This is a genomic window from Altererythrobacter sp. Z27, assembly GCF_052683155.1.
In genome coordinates, this window is the sequence record NZ_JBQYMC010000001.1 from 2,382,726 (window position 1) to 2,399,977 (window position 17,252).

At 63.7% G+C, this 17,252-nt stretch carries 16 protein-coding genes; 13 read left to right on the top strand and 3 right to left on the bottom strand.

All coding sequences use genetic code 11. The features are described from left to right. The first annotated feature begins 46 nt into the window (after positions 1–46). A complete protein-coding gene (locus ACUJ47_RS11580; protein ID WP_445538548.1) occupies positions 47–850 on the top strand; it encodes a FadR/GntR family transcriptional regulator in 804 nt (267 codons plus the stop codon). 22 nt (positions 851–872) lie between these two features. Here ACUJ47_RS11580 and ACUJ47_RS11585 read toward each other — a convergent pair whose 3' ends face one another. Further along, positions 873–1,112, bottom strand: coding sequence for a hypothetical protein (locus ACUJ47_RS11585; protein WP_445538549.1), 240 nt, complete (start codon positions 1,110–1,112; stop codon positions 873–875). 190 nt (positions 1,113–1,302) lie between these two features. Here ACUJ47_RS11585 and ACUJ47_RS11590 point away from each other — a divergent pair, with 190 nt between their 5' ends. From ACUJ47_RS11590 to ACUJ47_RS11605, 4 genes are all read left to right on the top strand, one after another. After that, on the top strand, positions 1,303–2,445 hold the full coding sequence (locus tag ACUJ47_RS11590) for an acyl-CoA dehydrogenase family protein (protein WP_445538894.1): 1,143 nt from the start codon (positions 1,303–1,305) through the stop codon (positions 2,443–2,445). Positions 2,446–2,460: 15 nt separating this feature from the next. Continuing rightward, positions 2,461–3,207: an SDR family NAD(P)-dependent oxidoreductase gene (locus tag ACUJ47_RS11595; RefSeq protein WP_445538550.1), complete on the top strand. Its 747-nt coding sequence runs from the start codon at positions 2,461–2,463 to the stop codon at positions 3,205–3,207. Positions 3,208–3,223: 16 nt separating this feature from the next. Then, the gene (locus ACUJ47_RS11600) at positions 3,224–4,243 is read left to right on the top strand and encodes an aldo/keto reductase (protein WP_445538551.1); all 1,020 of its coding nucleotides are present in this window, start codon (positions 3,224–3,226) and stop codon (positions 4,241–4,243) included. Positions 4,244–4,344: 101 nt separating this feature from the next. Continuing rightward, a complete protein-coding gene (locus ACUJ47_RS11605) occupies positions 4,345–5,046 on the top strand; it encodes a response regulator transcription factor (RefSeq protein ID WP_445538552.1) in 702 nt (233 codons plus the stop codon). A gap of 97 nt (positions 5,047–5,143) precedes the next feature. Here ACUJ47_RS11605 and ACUJ47_RS11610 read toward each other — a convergent pair whose 3' ends face one another. Beyond that, positions 5,144–7,828: a TonB-dependent receptor domain-containing protein gene (locus ACUJ47_RS11610; RefSeq protein WP_445538553.1), complete on the bottom strand. Its 2,685-nt coding sequence runs from the start codon at positions 7,826–7,828 to the stop codon at positions 5,144–5,146. A 115-nt stretch (positions 7,829–7,943) separates the two neighbouring features. Then, the gene (locus ACUJ47_RS11615; protein ID WP_445538554.1) at positions 7,944–9,545 is read right to left on the bottom strand and encodes a hypothetical protein; all 1,602 of its coding nucleotides are present in this window, start codon (positions 9,543–9,545) and stop codon (positions 7,944–7,946) included. A gap of 349 nt (positions 9,546–9,894) precedes the next feature. Between ACUJ47_RS11615 and ACUJ47_RS11620 the strand changes: the two genes are divergently transcribed. From ACUJ47_RS11620 to ACUJ47_RS11655, 8 genes are all read left to right on the top strand, one after another. After that, positions 9,895–10,266, top strand: coding sequence for a hypothetical protein (locus ACUJ47_RS11620; protein ID WP_445538555.1), 372 nt, complete (start codon positions 9,895–9,897; stop codon positions 10,264–10,266). Positions 10,267–10,452: 186 nt separating this feature from the next. Next, the gene (locus tag ACUJ47_RS11625; protein ID WP_445538556.1) at positions 10,453–11,112 is read left to right on the top strand and encodes a lytic transglycosylase domain-containing protein; all 660 of its coding nucleotides are present in this window, start codon (positions 10,453–10,455) and stop codon (positions 11,110–11,112) included. Continuing rightward, positions 11,113–11,415 (top strand): TrbC/VirB2 family protein, encoded by a 303-nt coding sequence (locus ACUJ47_RS11630; RefSeq protein WP_445538557.1) that lies wholly within the window; start codon positions 11,113–11,115, stop codon positions 11,413–11,415. A 7-nt stretch (positions 11,416–11,422) separates the two neighbouring features. Continuing rightward, positions 11,423–11,707, top strand: coding sequence for a type IV secretion system protein VirB3 (locus ACUJ47_RS11635; protein WP_445538558.1), 285 nt, complete (start codon positions 11,423–11,425; stop codon positions 11,705–11,707). Positions 11,708–11,725: 18 nt separating this feature from the next. Continuing rightward, positions 11,726–14,152: a VirB4 family type IV secretion/conjugal transfer ATPase gene (locus tag ACUJ47_RS11640; protein WP_445538559.1), complete on the top strand. Its 2,427-nt coding sequence runs from the start codon at positions 11,726–11,728 to the stop codon at positions 14,150–14,152. Continuing rightward, a complete protein-coding gene (locus ACUJ47_RS11645; RefSeq protein ID WP_445538560.1) occupies positions 14,149–15,321 on the top strand; it encodes a type IV secretion system protein in 1,173 nt (390 codons plus the stop codon). Before ACUJ47_RS11640 ends, ACUJ47_RS11645 begins: the two co-directional genes overlap by 4 nt. Next, positions 15,318–16,127, top strand: coding sequence for a TrbG/VirB9 family P-type conjugative transfer protein (locus ACUJ47_RS11650; RefSeq protein ID WP_445538561.1), 810 nt, complete (start codon positions 15,318–15,320; stop codon positions 16,125–16,127). Before ACUJ47_RS11645 ends, ACUJ47_RS11650 begins: the two co-directional genes overlap by 4 nt. Beyond that, positions 16,127–17,245 carry a TrbI/VirB10 family protein gene (locus ACUJ47_RS11655; RefSeq protein ID WP_445538562.1) on the top strand — a complete coding sequence of 373 codons (1,119 nt, stop codon included), beginning with the start codon at positions 16,127–16,129 and terminating at the stop codon, positions 17,243–17,245. Before ACUJ47_RS11650 ends, ACUJ47_RS11655 begins: the two co-directional genes overlap by 1 nt. The last annotated feature ends 7 nt before the right edge of the window (positions 17,246–17,252 follow it).

The following is a 17,252-nucleotide window of genomic DNA, read 5'->3' on the forward strand; positions in this document are numbered from 1 at the left end:
CTAGGTAAGACAAGGACAGTCACGGCGCGGGGACGACACAGGTATCATGGCACGGGCGGACTATACGGGGCGGGGCGAAGGCACGCGAGCGGTGATGCCCGATCTCGGCCAGTCGGAAGCCTTGCGTGTACCCAAGACCGCCGAGATTGTCGCCGACCGCATTCGAAAACGCATCATCTCGGGCGAACTGGCGGAGGGGGCGTCGTTGCCGCCCGAAGGCCAGCTGATGGAGCAGTTCGGGATCTCGCGCCCCACATTGCGCGAGGCGTTTCGTATCCTCGAGGCGGAACGGCTGATCTCGGTCTCGCGCGGATCGCGCAGCGGCGCGCGGGTCAGCCAGCCACAAGTGAGCGGCGTGTCGCGCTATGCCAGCTTCGTCCTGCAGGCCAATGAAGTGACCGTGCCCGATATTTTCGAAGCGCGCCTTGCGATCGAGCTGTTTGCGGTGCGCCGCCTTTCGCGCCGTGGCGGCAAGGCGGCGGTCAAGCCGCTGCGCCTTGAAGTCGACCGGCTCGAAGCGCTCGACCGTGCAGGCGACACGCGCGGTTTCATTGCGGCGCTGACCGAATTCCACGAGCACTTGGTCGAGCAGGGCGGCAACCGCACGCTGCATTTCATGATCCAGATGCTGCACGAGCTGATGGATGAAGTGAAATTGCGGCTGATCCGGCGCGATGCCGAGGGAAGGGTGGCCGAAAGCACCACCGCGCTCAAGAGCCTGCGCAAGCTGCTCGACCTGATCGAAGCGGGGGATGGAGAGGCGGCGGCGAAACATTGGCGCCTGCACCTGATCAATGCCAACAAGAGCTGGGCCTATGACGGAAGCCTGCGCGACATATTGGCGGATTGAGGCACCAGCCTCGTCGGCGGGTTCAGTTCCCGAACAGCGTCTGCAGCAGGCTGCGCCGCTTTGGGCGCGACTGGCCGGTTATTTCATAGAGATAGTTGGCCAGCAGCACGGCCTGGTTGCGATCGAGCAGCACGGCGCGTTCGCGCAGTTCCTTTTCGCTTTCTTCGGTCCGGTGCATCGTCTGCAGGCGAAGCACCATGCGCGGGCCAAGATCATTGACCTTCCAGCCGACCAGTGCGCCGGTATCGAGTGGATCCGTCATACGTCCCCCAGTGCTTGCGACCCTGGTATGGCTGAACAGGATAACTCCGATGGCCGCGCACGCCAAGCTGGCGCGATGCTGTCACATTCGCCAAGTCCATTGTTTCGCCTGTGCTGGCATGGCACTGTTTCGGGCCCATGCCGCAGGCATGGTGCCGCAGCGTCCAACTGAGCCGAGGAAAGCCGCAACCATGCTCGATACCAGTCATCGCACCGCCTATAACGAAGACCATGAAGCGTTCCGCGACACGGTGCGCAAGGTATTCGCCCAGCATCTTACGCCTCATCTCGACGAGCACGAGGCGAACGGCATCGTCCCGCGCGAGACGTGGAAAGCGATGGGTGAGGCGGGGCTGCTGTGCCCGACCGTGAAGCCCGAGAATGGCGGGCTTGGGCTCGATTTCGGCTTCAACTGCGTGCTGTGCGAAGAGCTGTCCTATCTCGGTTCGTCGGCCGGCTTCACGCTGCAGAACGACATTACCGCCAATTATATCGAGCGGCTCGGCACCGAGGAGCAGCGCCAGAAATATTTGCCGGGCATGGTGTCGGGCGACGTCATCACTGCGATCGCCATGACTGAGCCGGGTGCGGGCAGCGACTTGCAGGGGATCCGCACCACCGCGGTCGCGGATGGCAACCACCTCGTCGTCAATGGCTCGAAAACCTACATCACCAATGGCCAGAACGCCGATTGCGTGATCGTGGTCGCCAAGACCGATCCGAGCCAGGGCGCCAAGGGCACCACGCTGGTGCTGGTCGATGCCGATACGCCGGGCTTCGAACGCGGTCGCAACCTCGACAAGATCGGCCAGCACTCGGCCGACACATCGGAGCTGTTCTTCACCGATTGCCGTGTGCCCAAGACCAATATCCTTGGCGGCGAAGGCCGCGGGTTCATCCATCTGATGGAAGAACTGCCGCAGGAACGGCTCGGTATCGCCGTGGGCGCGCAAGCCGCGGCGCAGCGCGCCTTTGACGAGGCGGTCAAGTTCACCAAGGACCGCAAGGCTTTCGGCAAGACCGTGTTCGAATTCCAGAACACAAAATTCACGCTGGCCGATCTCAAGGCCAAGATCCAGGTCGGCTGGGCGCATCTCGATTGGGCGATCCGCAAGCACCTCGCGGGCGAACTTACCACCGATGAAGCGAGCGCAGCCAAGCTGTGGCACACCGATCTGCAATGGGAAGCTTGCGACACCGCGCTGCAGTTGCATGGCGGCGCAGGCTATATGAACGAATATGCCATCGCCCGACTGTGGCGCGATGCGCGCGTCACGCGTATCTTCGGCGGCACCAACGAGATCATGAAGGAAGTGATCAGCCGCTCGATCTAACGGAGAGTTTGCCCAATGTCCCTACCGTCCGATCCGCTCGATTTCACCGGCAAGCGCGTACTCATCGTGGGCGGTTCGAGCGGGATCGGCAATGGCATAGCGCATGGCTTTCGCGAGCGCGGTGCCGAAGTGCATGTAACTGGCACAAGGCATGACGAAGGCGATTATCTCGAGTCCGAGGATAGCGACTTCACCGGGCTCGCCTATCACCAACTCGACGTGACCGATCGCAATGCCGCCGACGGATTGGCGGCGGCGATGGGCGCCATCGACGTGCTGGTGCTGTGCCAGGGCGCGGTCCGATATGGTCGCAAGGAGTTCGAGCGCGAAGGCTGGGACGCGGTGATCGAAGTCAACCTCCACTCAGTGATGGACTGCGCGCGCGCCTTCCATCCGGGCCTCGCCGAACGGCATGGCTCGATCATCGTCGTCAGCTCGACGGGGGCGTTCCACGCGATGATCGGCAATCCGGCCTATGGCGCCAGCAAGGCCGCTGCGGTCAGCCTGGTCGGCTCGCTTGCGCAGGCCTGGGCGGCGGAAGGGATCAGAGTCAACGGGATAGCCCCCGGCTTTGTCCCGACCAAGATGACCAAGGTCACGACCGAGAGCGAGAAACGCCGCGAGGGAGTGATTGCACGCGTCCCACTGGGCCGGATGGGATCGCCAGACGACATGGCGGGCGCGGCGCTCTATCTCGCTTCGCCACTGTCGAGTTACGTGACCGGCCAGACGCTGATCGTCGACGGCGGCCTGTCCTTGTGACGAAGGGAACCACGCGATGAAATTCACCCGTCTCGGCAAATCGGGCCTGATGGTCTCGCGCCTGTGCCTTGGCTGCATGAGCTATGGCGATACCAACAAGGGTTGGCATGGTGATTGGCTGCTCGACGAGGAACATAGCCGCCCCTTCTTCCGCAAGGCGCTCGAATCCGGCATAAATTTCTTCGACACTGCCAATATCTATGCTGGCGGTACGTCGGAGGAAATCACCGGCAAGCTGCTCAATGAGATGGCACGGCGCGATGAGATCGTGGTCGCCACCAAGGCCTACTTCCCATGGCGCAGCGCGCCCAATGCCGGCGGGCTGTCACGCAAGAGCCTGATGCATGCCATCGACGACAGCCTGCGGCGGCTCGGCATGGATTATGTCGACCTGTTCCAGATCCACCGGTGGGACCACGAGGTGCCGGTTGAAGAAGTGATGGAAGCGCTGCACGACATCGTGAAGGCGGGCAAGGCGCGCTACATCGGCGCTTCCTCCATGTATGCGTGGCAATTCGCCAAGGCGCAGGAGGCTGCGCGCGCCAATGGCTGGACGCGCTTCATTTCGATGCAGAACCAGCTCAACCTCATCTACCGCGAGGAAGAGCGCGAAATGCTGCCCTTGTGCGAGGACGAAGGCGTGGGAGTGATCCCGTGGAGCCCGCTCGCCCGTGGGCGGCTGGCGCGCGCTGCAGAGGAAGAGACGGTCCGCAGCAAGACCGACGGAGTGGGCAAGGCGCTCTACAAGGAAGGCGAGGCCGCCGATCGCGCGGTGATCGACGCCGTGGGCAAGATTGCCGAAGCGCGCGGAGCCACGCGAGCCAGCGTGGCGCTGGCCTGGCACTTCACCAAGCCTGCCGTGACGGCACCGATCATCGGCGCGACCAGGCAGCACCATATCGACGCAGCTGTGTCCGCGCTTGAGATCGAGCTGACGGCTGACGAGATTGCCGCGCTCGAAGCGCCCTACCGGCCAAAATGGCCCACCGGAATGGGCCTGGCATTGCCTCCGATGGACCAGGTCAGCCTTCTCTGAAGCAGGCCAAAAGCTGAAGCTGCAAAAAACCGCGCAATAGGGCGCGTCCAAGTCACGAACCCGTCACACGGCTGAGTCATTCCACCTGCAGCAACAGGTGGATGATTGTGGGCGTCATCAATATCTTCCTTACAGGTGAACTGGGCGAAACGCTTGACGATTTCGTCCATAACGAACTGCGCTTCACCTTCGACAGGATCGGGTCCGAGGGGCCGCGCCGCCTGATCGAAGGGCAGGTCTGGGCCTTCATCGACTGGGTAACCGACGATATGGCCGGGCTGGAGATGTGCCGCCGGTTGCGCGCCGATCCGCGCACTGCCGAAGCGCATATCACCATCGTGCTCGAAGCGGATGACGTCGAGGACCGGCGCCGCGCGCTTCGGGCCGGAGCAGATGATTACATGGTGGGCCCGCTCGATCGGATCGGCGTGCTCGACCGGGTTCTTGCGCTCCAGTCGCAACGCCTGGCTGCGTCCGCTCCCGTGCCCGAACTGCGGCGCATGCCGACGATCGAAGTCGGCCCGCTGGTGATCGATACGATTGCCTATCAGGCGCGCTGGGCGGGGCATCCGATCGAGCTTAGCCCCAACGAGTTTCGCCTGCTGCGCTTCCTTGCCGAAAACCCTGACCGGGTCATGGCGCGCGCTGACCTGATCGAAGGGCTTGGCAAGCGCGAACCAGCAATCGACGAACGCACCGTCGATGTCTGGATCGGGCGCTTGCGCCGCGCGATCAAGGCGGCAGGCGGCGGTGACCCTGTGCGCACAGTGCGCGCGCTCGGATACGTCTTCGACAGCTATTGAAGACTAGACTCGGCACGACCTGCCTTTCGATCCGCCATAGCAAAAGGCCGCCCCGCATTGCGGAGCGGCCTTCGCTATCCGACCCGGGGAGGACAGGTCAGAACTCGGCCGAAATCCCGATCGAGAACGAAGTCCCGACATCGTAGCTGTTGATCTCGATGCGGTTGGCGTCGTTTTGGAGGTATTCGAAATTGCCTCTGCCAAAGATGTTGCGTGCTTCGAGCTTCAGCTCGAGCGGCTGCTTGAACAGCTTCACTTCCTGGCGGGCGACGAAGTCCAGCGTCAGGCCGGGATCTTCGACGATGTCGGGCAGGCCGGCGGTTCCGCGCCGCGTGACCCGCTTGCTCGCATAGTTCAGCAGGAAGGTGAACTGCTGCAGCTTGTCCTGGTCTTCGATCCCGAACTGCAAATTGACGAGGTGATCCGATTGGCCCGTCAGCGGGTCGCCGTCGTTGAAGAACAATGCGGCATCGGCTTCGATTGCGCCAACACCCGCAGTGAAGATCCGCGTGGTGTCGCCTGCTGCAACTTTGAGCTCGGACTGAGTGTAGGTGTAGTTGGCGACGAAGATCAGCTGCTTGGTTTCAAGCCAGCCGGTGGCACCCCAATCGAACAGCGGCTTGGTCCACTGAAAGTCTGCTTCGGCACCAAACAGCTGGGCCTTTGGCGCATTGGCAAAGCGGGTAGTGAAGCTGGTGTCCGCGCCGATCGAGACATAGGGTTCGATCGGGTTGTCGATTTCCTTGTAGAAGCCGGTCAGCGAAACGCGATTGCCGCGGCCGAAGTAATATTCGGCGCGCGCTTCGGCATTGAACAGTTCCGAGTCCTGCAAGGCAGGGTTGCCGATGTACTGACGCTGATTGTCAGGATCGGTATAGGGCTGGAAAATCAGCTCGCGGAACTGGGGCCGCGCGATGGTTTTCGAAGCGCTTGCCCGGACCTGCAGCGAGTCCGTGACTTCCCAGGTGAGCGTGGCGCCCGGCAGGAAGTAGTCATTGTCGATCTGCGTCGTGGCCAGCGAAATGAAGGGATTTTCGAACCGCTGGACCGTTGCCACCGACTGGCTTGCATCTTCATAGCGGACGCCGACATCGAGGCTGACGCCGACGATCGGCGAAAGATTGACCTTGGCGTAGGCCGCCTGAATCTCGAGATCGGCCTGGAACGCCGGGTCCGTCTGGGTCGGTTCGCTCAAACCGATGCCATAGAAGTCGATGATTGCGTCACCCAGCAAGAGATCGGGGCGGAGTGCGCCGACGGCCGGCTCAAGCGAGCCCCCGTCGATAAGAAACTGGCGCCGCTCTGAGAGGCGGCTGGTGTCCGTATAGGCATAGCCGACGGTCGCGCTCAGCCAGTCGGCCAGCGGATAGCTCAGATCGATGCCGCCGTAATACAGATCCTCGGTCAGGTCGGAGAAGGCGACCGATGCGCTCCCGCGTTGGCGGTCGAGCACGTTGATGTAGATGTCGCCCGTATCCTCATTGTCCTGGTTGGTGCGGACATAGACGAACTCATATTCGAACGGGGCCTGGCGCTGAGTCTGTGCATAGCCGCCCCGCAGGTCTACCGAAAGGTCGGCAAACTTGAGCTCGGCAACCATCTGGGTGTCGAACAATTGCCTTTCATACCACCCGGTATTCTGAGTGATCGTGCTGTCGCCATCGAGCAGCAATTCGCTGAAGCCCAGCCCCGATTGCTTGATCGTGTCGCGGATGAAGAGGTTGGTCCAGCGCAGCTTGTGTTCGCCCAGCTCAAGCCCGAATCCGAGCATGGCGTTTGCGAGCATGCGATTGTCGGTCACGAAATTGCGGGAATCGCGGTCAAGTTCGAGATCGGCATTCAGCGGGTTCTGTGAAGTGACGACCTTGGTCCGCAGCTTGTTGCTGAGCGATGCGGTCCCGATGATGCCGAGCCGTCCGTCGGAACCGATGTCAAACGCGGTCCCCGCAGTTATCCCGCCCGAGAAATTCGGACGCGTGCTGCCAACTTCCTGAAGCAGGATGAGGTTGGGATTGCCCAGCTGCTTGACGATGGCCTGCTGGTCGACTTCGGGATCGTTGATCCGCAGCCCGCTGTCGAAGAACGCCTGCAGGGCGGGCGGGACGTCGCGCGTGCCATCGTCGAAGCCCGACCAGTCATAGCCCGACCCGTAATAGTCGAGGCCATTGCTGAAGGTGGTTTCGGTATCGCCGCTCATCCCCAGGCTGATCTTCACGAAGCCTTCGTCAGGAACGGCGCGCGTGGTCAGGTTGATGACGCCGCCGCCGAATTCGCCGGGGAAGTTGGTGGAGTATGTCTTCTGCACCAGCGAGGAGGCAATGACATTGGTGGGGAAGATATCGAGTGGAACGACCCTGCTGAGCGGCTCGGGCGAAGGCAAGGGCAAGCCGTTGAGCAGCGCCAGCGAATAGCGATCGCCAAGGCCGCGTACGAAAACGAAGCCGTTGCCGACAACCGAAAGGCCGGTAACGCGGCCAAGCGCGCCGGCAATGTCGCCTTCACCGGTCCGCGCGATTTCCTCGCTGGAAAGTACCGAGACGACCTGGGTCGAACTGCGCGTCACATCGCGGAAGCGCCGCCCAGTCACGATGATCCCGCCTCCGGGTACCGAGATGTCCGGCTCTGCGACCTCGTCCTCGACGGGCGGCTGGGCCGATTGGTCGCCTGCAGGTTCCTGCTCGCTCGGTTCGGGCGGCGATTGGTCCTGGGCATAGGCCTGCACCGGAAATGTCAGTGCGGTTGTGAGCAGGAGCAGCCCCGCCAACTGCTTGCCAGTTTTCATTCTTTGAGACCCTTTCAGTTAGGTCTGTTGAATTCCGAATTCAGGGCCCGGGCCCTGCATGCGTAAAAGGGGAGGCGGCCACGCGGATTGCATGGCCACCTCCCCCTTTCTCCAATCAGGAAGTGTAGACAGGCAGCGAGGTACAGGCCCCGCTGTTGCTGCCGAACGTGATCGTCGACGAGTCGCAGGTCCATCCCTGGAAGCGCGTGTCGCCCGATCGGGCAGCGCCGACGAAGCCTGCGTTCTCGAAGAAGTTCGCGACGCCGGCAGGGTTGGTAAGCCCGCTCACATCGAAGAACGGAATCCCGTTCTCGTTCGCACCGTTGATGTAGGTCATCGTCAGCGTACTCACGAGGTTCGAATTGTTGTTCGAACCCGCGTTGAACTGCGTCTGGACCTGCGCTGCGGTGGTGCCGCTGCCATCACGGAACGGGGTTGCACAGGAAAGGCCGACTGATTCGAAGCGAACCGGACCCGTCTCGTCGAGGCCGGCATCGGCTGCCCGGGTCAAGGCGTCGATGCCGTCAACGCGCACGCAAGCCGTGCCGTTGGATGAACCATCGACGACGATCGTGTTGAACAGCGAATAGTCCGTCTTGCCGCGGAAGCGGATCACCTGGTCGCCATTTCGACGCTGGATGAATGTCGCGTTGGAAATCAGCGTGTTCTGACGTGGGGTGTTCTCTTCGAGCGTGTTCGATGAGTCAGCTTCGATGATCGTATCGCCTGCGCCTGCGCGCTGGACGGCCACGACATATTGCAGCGATGCTTTCACACCGGTGTCGGTATCGATCGAGTCATCCTCTGCGCCGACCACGACCAGCCCCTTGATGTTCACGCGGCCACCGAAGAATTCGACCCCGTCATCCGAACTGTTGAACGACATGATATTGTTGAAGACGGTGCCCGAACCGACACCGCCGGTGGTGAGCGACTGCAGTTCGTCGCCATTGGCGAGAACCGAACCCGAATAGCGCAGCTGGACAAAGCTGATGCTGCCCGAGCTGTCGGCGGCATCATTGCCGCCGTAGCGCGGCGGGGTGGTCGTGCCTTCCACCTCGCGCTCGCAATTGACCGAGCCGGGGGTTGCCGTGTTGGAAAGGCAGTCCGTCACCGGGGCTCGCCCGTTGAGGATCAGGCCGCCCCACTGGCCGGACGAAGTATCCGAGTTTTCGCCGCGCACGTTCTGGGTGCTGGTGAAGATGATCGGGCGAGCGGCCGTGCCGTTGGCCTGGATCTCGTTGCCGCGGTTGACGTTGAGATAGGACGCATCGAGGCCGGCCAGGGTCACGCCCGGCTCGATCGTCAGCACGACGTTGGTGTCGCTTAGGCCATCCGAAGCATCAGCGGCGGGGCCGCCGTCAGTGCCAACGTCAACCTGACCATCGATCAAATAGATCACGGCGGCGTTCGACGGGGTGAACTGGAGCTGCGAGGAACGATTGAACCGCGCGGGCAGCTGGCACAGGCGATAGGTGCCGGTCGGCCCCGAAATGGTCCCGCGGTTGGTCAGGCCCTGCGGGTCCGAGATGAAGGGGCAATCGGTTGCCGCGACTGCACCCGTCTGTCCGGGAGTCGGGGTGGGCGTGGGCGTCGGCGACGGGTTGTTGATGATGACGTTGCCGCCCGTACCGGGCGAGACGATTTCGTCTGCGCCACAGCCCGCCAGGGCAACCAGGCTGCAGCCGAGAATGAGCGTGCGGTGGAAATTTTTCACAGCGAGCGGTCCCCTCAAGAGATTCCGAGAATCGGGAATTGGTAAGCGCGGTGTTGCGCAGGGGTTCGCTAGGCAGCTTGCGTGACAGTTTCTTGGCCAACATTGCGGGTTTGCGACAATCCACAAACTATGACTGAAATACGACGAATGTGACCATGGAGGGGCGCGATCCGAGATCAGGGGATGGGCAGCAGGCGTGAAATATTACATATGTAAATCAAGATGATGATGCCATTTGATTGCGCATTTATGACAATGTTACATTTTTATTGCGCGTAGTGGGGTGCTGGCGCATTCTTCCAGCATAAACGGGAGAATAGGCATGCTTGCAGCATCACTTGTTACTGCAATGATATGGGCCCAAGCGGTCGCAATTGCCCCGGCCGAATCGGCGGAGATCGAAGTTACGGCCACTGAGTCGCGGGTCGGCTACGAAGCCCTGATGGCGGGAGACAATTTGCGTGCCATCGCTGAAATCGAAGCCAATCGCTCGCTTGCCGCGAATGATCCGGTGCGGCTGATCAACCTCGGCATTGCCTATGCGCGGCAGGGCGACGAGGCGCGCGCCCGGTCACTGTTCGAAGGGGCGGTCGCAAGTTCGGACCAGATGGAGCTCGAAACCGCAACCGGCGACTGGGTCTATTCGCGTGCATTGGCACGGCAGGCCCTGCGCATGCTGGACGGCGGCGACCTGCACATGGCACGGATGGCCGCTCGCTGATTCTGAACAGCCGACTTCCACTGGTAGGTTCTATATTCCACTGATCTGACACCGGGCGGCATGATCCGCTCGCGTCCATGCACCCTGCGAAAAAGGTGGGGTGTGGACAGCCTGTGCACGACTCCGCTCAATCGGCCTTCGCTTCTTTGTCACCGCATTGTCATGTGAGCTAAGCATGGGGGCCTGATGAAGGTTCGCATGCCGATTCTCTCGCAATCGCTATACTGGCCCGGCGCGGTTGCGCTGGCGCTTGCTTCGGTGCCTGCGCAGGCCGACGTGCTTGAGCTTGGCGCAGATGGCGCGCGCTGGATAGCTGGCGGCCCGGCAGAGGCGAGCGCTGCGCCGGATACGCCGGCGGCATCTATCGTGATCGCGGACGCGCCGAGGCCTGAACCCGCGCAGCGCGATCCGCAGCTGGTAGCCTCTGTCGAGGCCAGCGCACGCGGCGTTCCCGCTCCTTATGCCGCAAAGGTCGCAGAACTGGCGGCTCGCTATGATCTCAGCCCGGCGCTGATCGAGGCGCTGGTCTGGCAGGAGAGCCGCTGGCAACATGGCGCCGTCTCACCCAAGGGCGCTCGCGGGCTGGCCCAATTGATGCCGGGGACCGCGCGCGATCTTGGCGTCGACCCTGCCGATCCCTTCGCCAATCTCGAAGGCGGGGCGCGCTACCTGCGCGAACAGCTCAACCGGTTCGATGGCGATCTCGAAAAGGCTTTGGCCGCCTATAACGCGGGGCCAGGCCGGGTCGAGCGCGCCGGAGGCGTCCCGCGCATCGCGGAGACGCGCCAATATGTCGCGGCGATCATGGGCCGCCTCAACAACCACAGCAACAAGGAAGCCCGATAAATGCCTTCGATTACCCGCCTGCTTGCCATGGCGATGCTCATGCTGAGCCCCACCGCCGCGCTGGCCCAGCAAGCCGCGGACCCGCAAGGGTCGGGCCCGGTCGTCGCGGCCCTGGCATGGCTGCAAGGCACGATGATGGGCACCGTGGCCACCACGGTCGCCGTCATGGCGGTCGCTGCGATCGGCTTCATGATGCTCACTGGCCGGATGAACTGGCGCTTTGGCGTGACGGTAATCGTCGGCGTGTTCATCCTGTTCGGGGCCACAACCATCGTGGCCGGCATCCAGGCAGCGGCGGGATAGAACGCACATGCCTGATCTCGTCCGCCATCCCGTGCACCGTGCACTCACCCGGCCGCAGATGTTCGCGGGCGTGACGATGAATTTCTTCATCATCAACTTGATGGTGACGACGATCGCTTTCCTGATCCTGAAAAGCTTCTGGATCATACCAGTACCCATCATCACCCATGTGATCGGCTATGTGGTCAGTTTGCGCGAACCGCGCATCTTCGACCTGTGGATCACCAGGGTTTCGCAGTGCCCGCGCGTAAGGAATTACAAGCGCTGGGGCTGCAACAGCTACACGCCCTGACGCAGGAAGCCCGGAACGATGAGCAAATGGATCGGAATGGCGGCCTGGGGTGAAAAGGAAGCCCGCGCGGGCGACAGGCTGCCCTATGCCCGGCTGATCGACGAAAGCACGCTGCTGCTGCGCGACGGATCGGTGATGACATCGATCCAGGTGCACGGGCTGCTGTTCGAGACCGAGGCTACGGACAGCCTCAACGCGCATGCCGCGACGCGCGAAGTGGTGCTGCGCTCGACGCTCGATTCGCGTTTCGTGCTCTATCACCATGTCATACGGCGGCGGGTCGAAGTCGAACTGGACGCCGACTTCGACGACCCGCTGTGCCGCCATATCGACGCACGCTGGAAGGAACGGCTGGCAGGCGGCTCGCTGTTCATCAACGACCAGTTCGTCACGCTGATCCGTCGTCCTGCGCGCGGGCGCGCCGGACTTGCTGAGCGCGCATCGCGTTTCTTCAGCCGCACCGGCCGCAGCGAGGTCGAGGCCGACCCGCGCGATGTGCGCACGCTGAAGGCTGCGGTGACCGGCCTCGTCGCCTCGCTTCAGCCCTATGGGGCGCAAGTGCTGGGCGATTACGAAGCGCCCGGCGGCGGCACCAATTCGGAAATGCTCGAATTGCTGTCGGCGCTCTACAATGGCGAGATGCGCCCGGTACGCCGCCCGTCTGAAGAGACGGATATCGGCCAGATGCTGCCCTATCGCCGGGCCTCCTTCGGGCTCGATGCGATGGAACTGCGCGGTTCGGGCCGTCCTGAATTCGCGGCCTTGCTGGGCCTAAAGGACTATCCTGAGGCGACATCGCCTGGCCTGCTCGACGGATTGCTGCGCCAGCCATTTGAGATGATCGTGACCGAGAGCTACGCTCCGGCTGAACGGACCACGGCGCGCGAGCGGATCGACCTGGCCTTGCGGCGCCTGCGTTCGGTTGACGAGGAAGCCGCCGCTGAGCGTGCCGATATGCTGGCTGCGCGCGATGCGCTGGGCAATGGCGTAGTCGGGTTCGGCGATCATCATTTGACCGTGTTGGTGCGCGAAAGCGACCTCGCGCGGCTCGACGAAGCGACTGCCGCCTGTGCCGCCGCACTGGCAGATACCGGCGCGATCGCAGTGCGCGAGGACATCAATCTCGAACCCGGCTTCTGGGCGCAATTCCCCGGCAACGAACAATATGTCGTGCGCCGCGCGCTGATCTCCAGCGCCAACATGGCGAGCTTTGGCTCGATGCACGGATTCGCACTGGGGCGGGCGAGCGGCAACCATTGGGGCGATGCGGTCACGCTGCTGCAGACCACCAGTTCAACGCCGTTCTTCTTCAATTTCCACCACGGCGACCTGGGCAATTTCTCGGTCATCGGGCCTTCGGGCTCGGGCAAGACCGTAGTGATGAATTTCCTCGCCGCGCAGGCGCAGAAGTTCAATCCGCGCACGATCCTGTTCGACAAGGATCGCGGCGCCGAGCTGTTCATTCGCGGGATCGGCGGGCGTTACGACCGGATCACGGCGGGCGAACCGACCGGGTTCAATCCGCTGGCTCTGCCTGACAGCGCGGCCAACCGCGCCTTCCTGCGCGACTGGCTGGGCGTGCTGCTCAGCGCAGAGGGCCCGGAAGAACTGGCGACCGTCGCCGCAGCGGTCGACGCGGCTTATGAGAATGATGCGGGCCTGCGCCGGCTGCGCCATTTCAGGGAATTGCTGGCCGGGGCCCGGCGGCCCGAGCGCGGCGATCTGGCAGACCGGCTTTCGGCCTGGATCTACTCTGGCGAGCATGCCTGGCTGTTCGACAATGAGCGCGACGAGCTCGACCTCGAGAACCGCGTGCTTGGCTTCGACATGACCGCGCTGCTCGAGAACCCGCGGCTGCGCACGCCGGTGATGATGTACCTGTTCCATCGGATCGATGAGCGGCTCGACGGCAAGCCGACGATGATCCTGATCGACGAAGGCTGGAAGGCGCTCGACGATGCGGTCTTTGCGGCGCGCATTCGCGATTGGCTCAAGACGCTGCGCAAGCGCAACGCGCTGGTCGGTTTCGCCACGCAAAGCGCGCGCGACGCGCTCGAAAGCCGCATTTCAGCGGCGCTGGTTGAACAGACCGCGACGATGATCTTCATGCCCAATTCGCGCGCGCGGCCAGAGGACTATTGCGATGGCTTCGGGCTGACCGAGCATGAATTCGCACTGATCCGCTCGTTGCCCGCGCACAGCCGCTGTTTCCTCGTTCGCCAGCCGGATGCCAGCGTGGTGGTACGGCTCGACCTGTCGGGGGCGCCTGAAGTGCTCACCATACTGTCGGGTCGCGAGGCTTCGGTTCGCCGATTGGACCTGCTGCGCGCGGCAGTGGGTGACGATCCGGCGGACTGGTTCCCGCCGCTTACAGGGCGGGTCTGGCCCGGCCATTCGGATAGCGATGCACTGGGCGAATTGCCCGTCTGGCAGGCGGCAGAATGAACCCCGCTTGCGACAGCGCGCTTGAGCAGATGGGCGGCGGCATCGCCGCGGCGCTGCAAGCGGTCGATTGCGTCGCTGCAGGCGGCACTGCGAGCGCCTTCGGCCAGCTGTTCGCGCCCGGTGGCACGCTTGAGACCGCGCTCGTCATCCTGCTGACGCTCTATGTCGGCTTCTTCGCGATCAGCCTCATGCTGGGCCGGTCGAACCTGTCGATCCGCGCACTGCTGCCGCGCATGATCCTGGTCGGCATGGTGCTGGCATTCTCGACCAGCTGGGTCGCTTTCCGCAGTTTCATCTGGCCGCTCTTCGTCGAGACGCCCGATTATCTCGCGACGATCCTGACCGGAAGCGACGGTTCGGCTACCCGCGTCTTTGCCGAGAAGCTCGACGTGGTGTTCGCCGCCGTCGAGCAAGCGAGCCAGGGGCAGCAGAATTTCGAGGCATTCTCGCCCGCCGGGCTGATGTGGCTTGGCTCGGTGATGCTGTTGCTGGGCACGGTTGGCGTGCTGGTCACTTCGCGCATCGCGCTGGCGCTGCTGGTCGCGCTCGGGCCTATTTTCGTCGTGATGGCATTGTTCAACGGTACGCGCGGGCTGTTCACTGGCTGGCTCAAGGGGCTGGTCATGCTGGCGCTGACGCCTTTGTTCGCTGTGCTGGGCGGCACGATCATGCTCGAACTGGCGGTTCCAGTGCTTTCGGCACTGGTGCAGGCGCCGGGCCAGATCGATCCGCGCGCGGCGATGGCATTCTTCCTCGTCGGTGCAGTGCATGTCGCGCTGATGCTGATGGTGCTCAAGGTGGCGGGAACGATGGTCGCCGGATGGCAAGTGTTCGGCAAAGCGCCCGATGCCGGTGAAGCGGCAGGCGGTGCGGGCGTTTATGGTGCGAACCCGACCACCCATCGCCAACCCGATCCGCGCTATGCCGCTGCCGGTGGAGCCTCGACCCGCCGGGTCGATCTTGTTTCCGGCGGTTCGACAGCTCCGGCGAATGATCCGGGGGCTGCCGGTGCAAGCTCGCGCGTTCGCGAGACGCGCGTCTATGCCACAAGCGCCGCCACACCTGCCGGAGGAAACACCGCCGCACCCTCGCGCACGCGCGGAATCGGCAACCGCTTCCGGCCGGTGCAATCGCGCGCGCTGTCGCGCTCAATGGAGACATCGTCATGATCCGCGCCGCCTTGCCCGCGCTTGCGCTTGCGCTCTCTACCGTTGCCGCCGGTCCCGCCTGGGCCGACGATCCGCGCCTTGTCGAACGCCTCTACGATCCCGGCGAAGTCGTGCGGATCGATGGCAAGGCGCGTGTGCAGGCCACGATCATGTTCGGCGAGGACGAAGTGATCGAGAATGTTGCGATCGGCGATTCGCAGGCGTGGCAGGTCACACCCAACAAGCGCGCCAATCTGCTGTTCGTGAAGCCGCTCGATCCAACCGCCGTCACGAACATGACCGTGGTGACGAGCAAGCGCACCTATCTGTTCGACCTCGTTGCAAACCCGCGCAGCCGCCCGGTCTACGTGCTCAGCTTCACCTATCCGGCGCCGCCCGCGCCAAGCGAAGCGGAAGCTGCGCTGGCCGCCCGCGAGGCCGCCAATGCCGAAGAGATGGCGGCGGCGACCGATCCTTATGCGGTGGTCGATCCGGCGGCGCTGAACTTCGCCTGGAGCAAGAGCGGCGACGCCGGGCTGCATCCTGCGCGCGCCTATGACGATGGCCGCGCGACTTTCCTTGCCTGGCCGGCCGATCGCGCGGTGCCCGCAATCCTGATCAAGGATTCGGAAGGGACGGAAGGCCCGGTCAATTTCACCGTCCGCGGCGACACCATCGTGGTGCAGGGCGTGCCGCGCGAGATCGTGCTGCGTTCCGGCGATGAATCGGCGGTGCTGGTCAACAACGGGCCTGAGCGCCCCGACAGATCGCTCCGCGACGATCCTGCCCTGGCGCAGGGCCGCGCACAAACGGTGGAGGCAAACTGATGCGCCTTGCTATGCGACTTCCCGGCAAACGCGATGGCAACACCTCCGATGGGGGCGATCCGCGCGAACAGGAATCGGCGGAGATCATCGATCTCGCCAGCCGCACCGCCTATCCCGCCGTCGCGCAACAGGCAGGCAAGTCTGACGCATTGGGCCTTGCAGCAGGCGTCGCGATCGTCGCGGGGCTTGGCGCCGTCGCCTTCTGGGCGATGAATTCGGCGCGGCTTGAGGATCGCTCGCCGCCGCTCGCGGCCGACCCCACGCCGATCGAGGCAGTGGCACCGGCGGATTCGGCTGTCGTGCTCGAACCCGCGCCGGAGGGGCTTGAAGAAGTGCCTTTCACAGTGCCGGAGCCAATCGACGAAGGCCTGCCGGTTGGTTCGGTTGCGCCCGCAATCAACCCCTATTCCAGCCCGACCATGGTGTTCGATGCCAGCGCGTCGAGCCAGCGGTTGGAGGCGCCCGCAGGACCAGGCGCTGGTGCGGAAGTGGCGGCACCCGGCGCCACGGGCAATTCCGCATCCGACTTCGCCAGCCGCATCGGCGGCGTTGGTGGGGCCCCGGCGCAAGCGCGCGCGATGAGCAATCCTTCGACCACGGTCACTCAGGGCACGCTGATCCCGGCCGTGCTCGAAACCGCGATCGACACCGACGTGCCCGGCTTCGTGCGCGCGGTGGTGAGCGAAGACGTGCGCAGCTTCGACGGCACGCGCATCCTTGTGCCGCGCTCGTCGCGGCTGATCGGGCAATACCAGTCGGGCCTGCAGGGCGGGCAAAAGCGCGCCTATGTGATCTGGACGCGGCTGATCCGTCCCGATGGCGCTTCGGTCAATCTCGCTTCGCCGGCAGTCGGGTTCGACGGCACAACCGGGCTCAAGGGTGAGGTCAAATCGCACTTCTTCCAGCGCTTCGGTTCGGCGCTGCTGCTCTCGGTCGTGGGTGGGCTTTCCGCGATAGCCTCGGGCGGCACATCGGTGGTGCTCGGCGGCGGGCAGTCGGCTGCTGCTGCTGCGGTCGAGCAGGACGGCAAGGTCGGCCCAACTGTGCGCGTGCGCCAAGGCGAACCGATCCGCGTGTTCACCGCGCGTGATCTCGATTTCTCGCAGGTCAGTGGCTGAGCGCGCA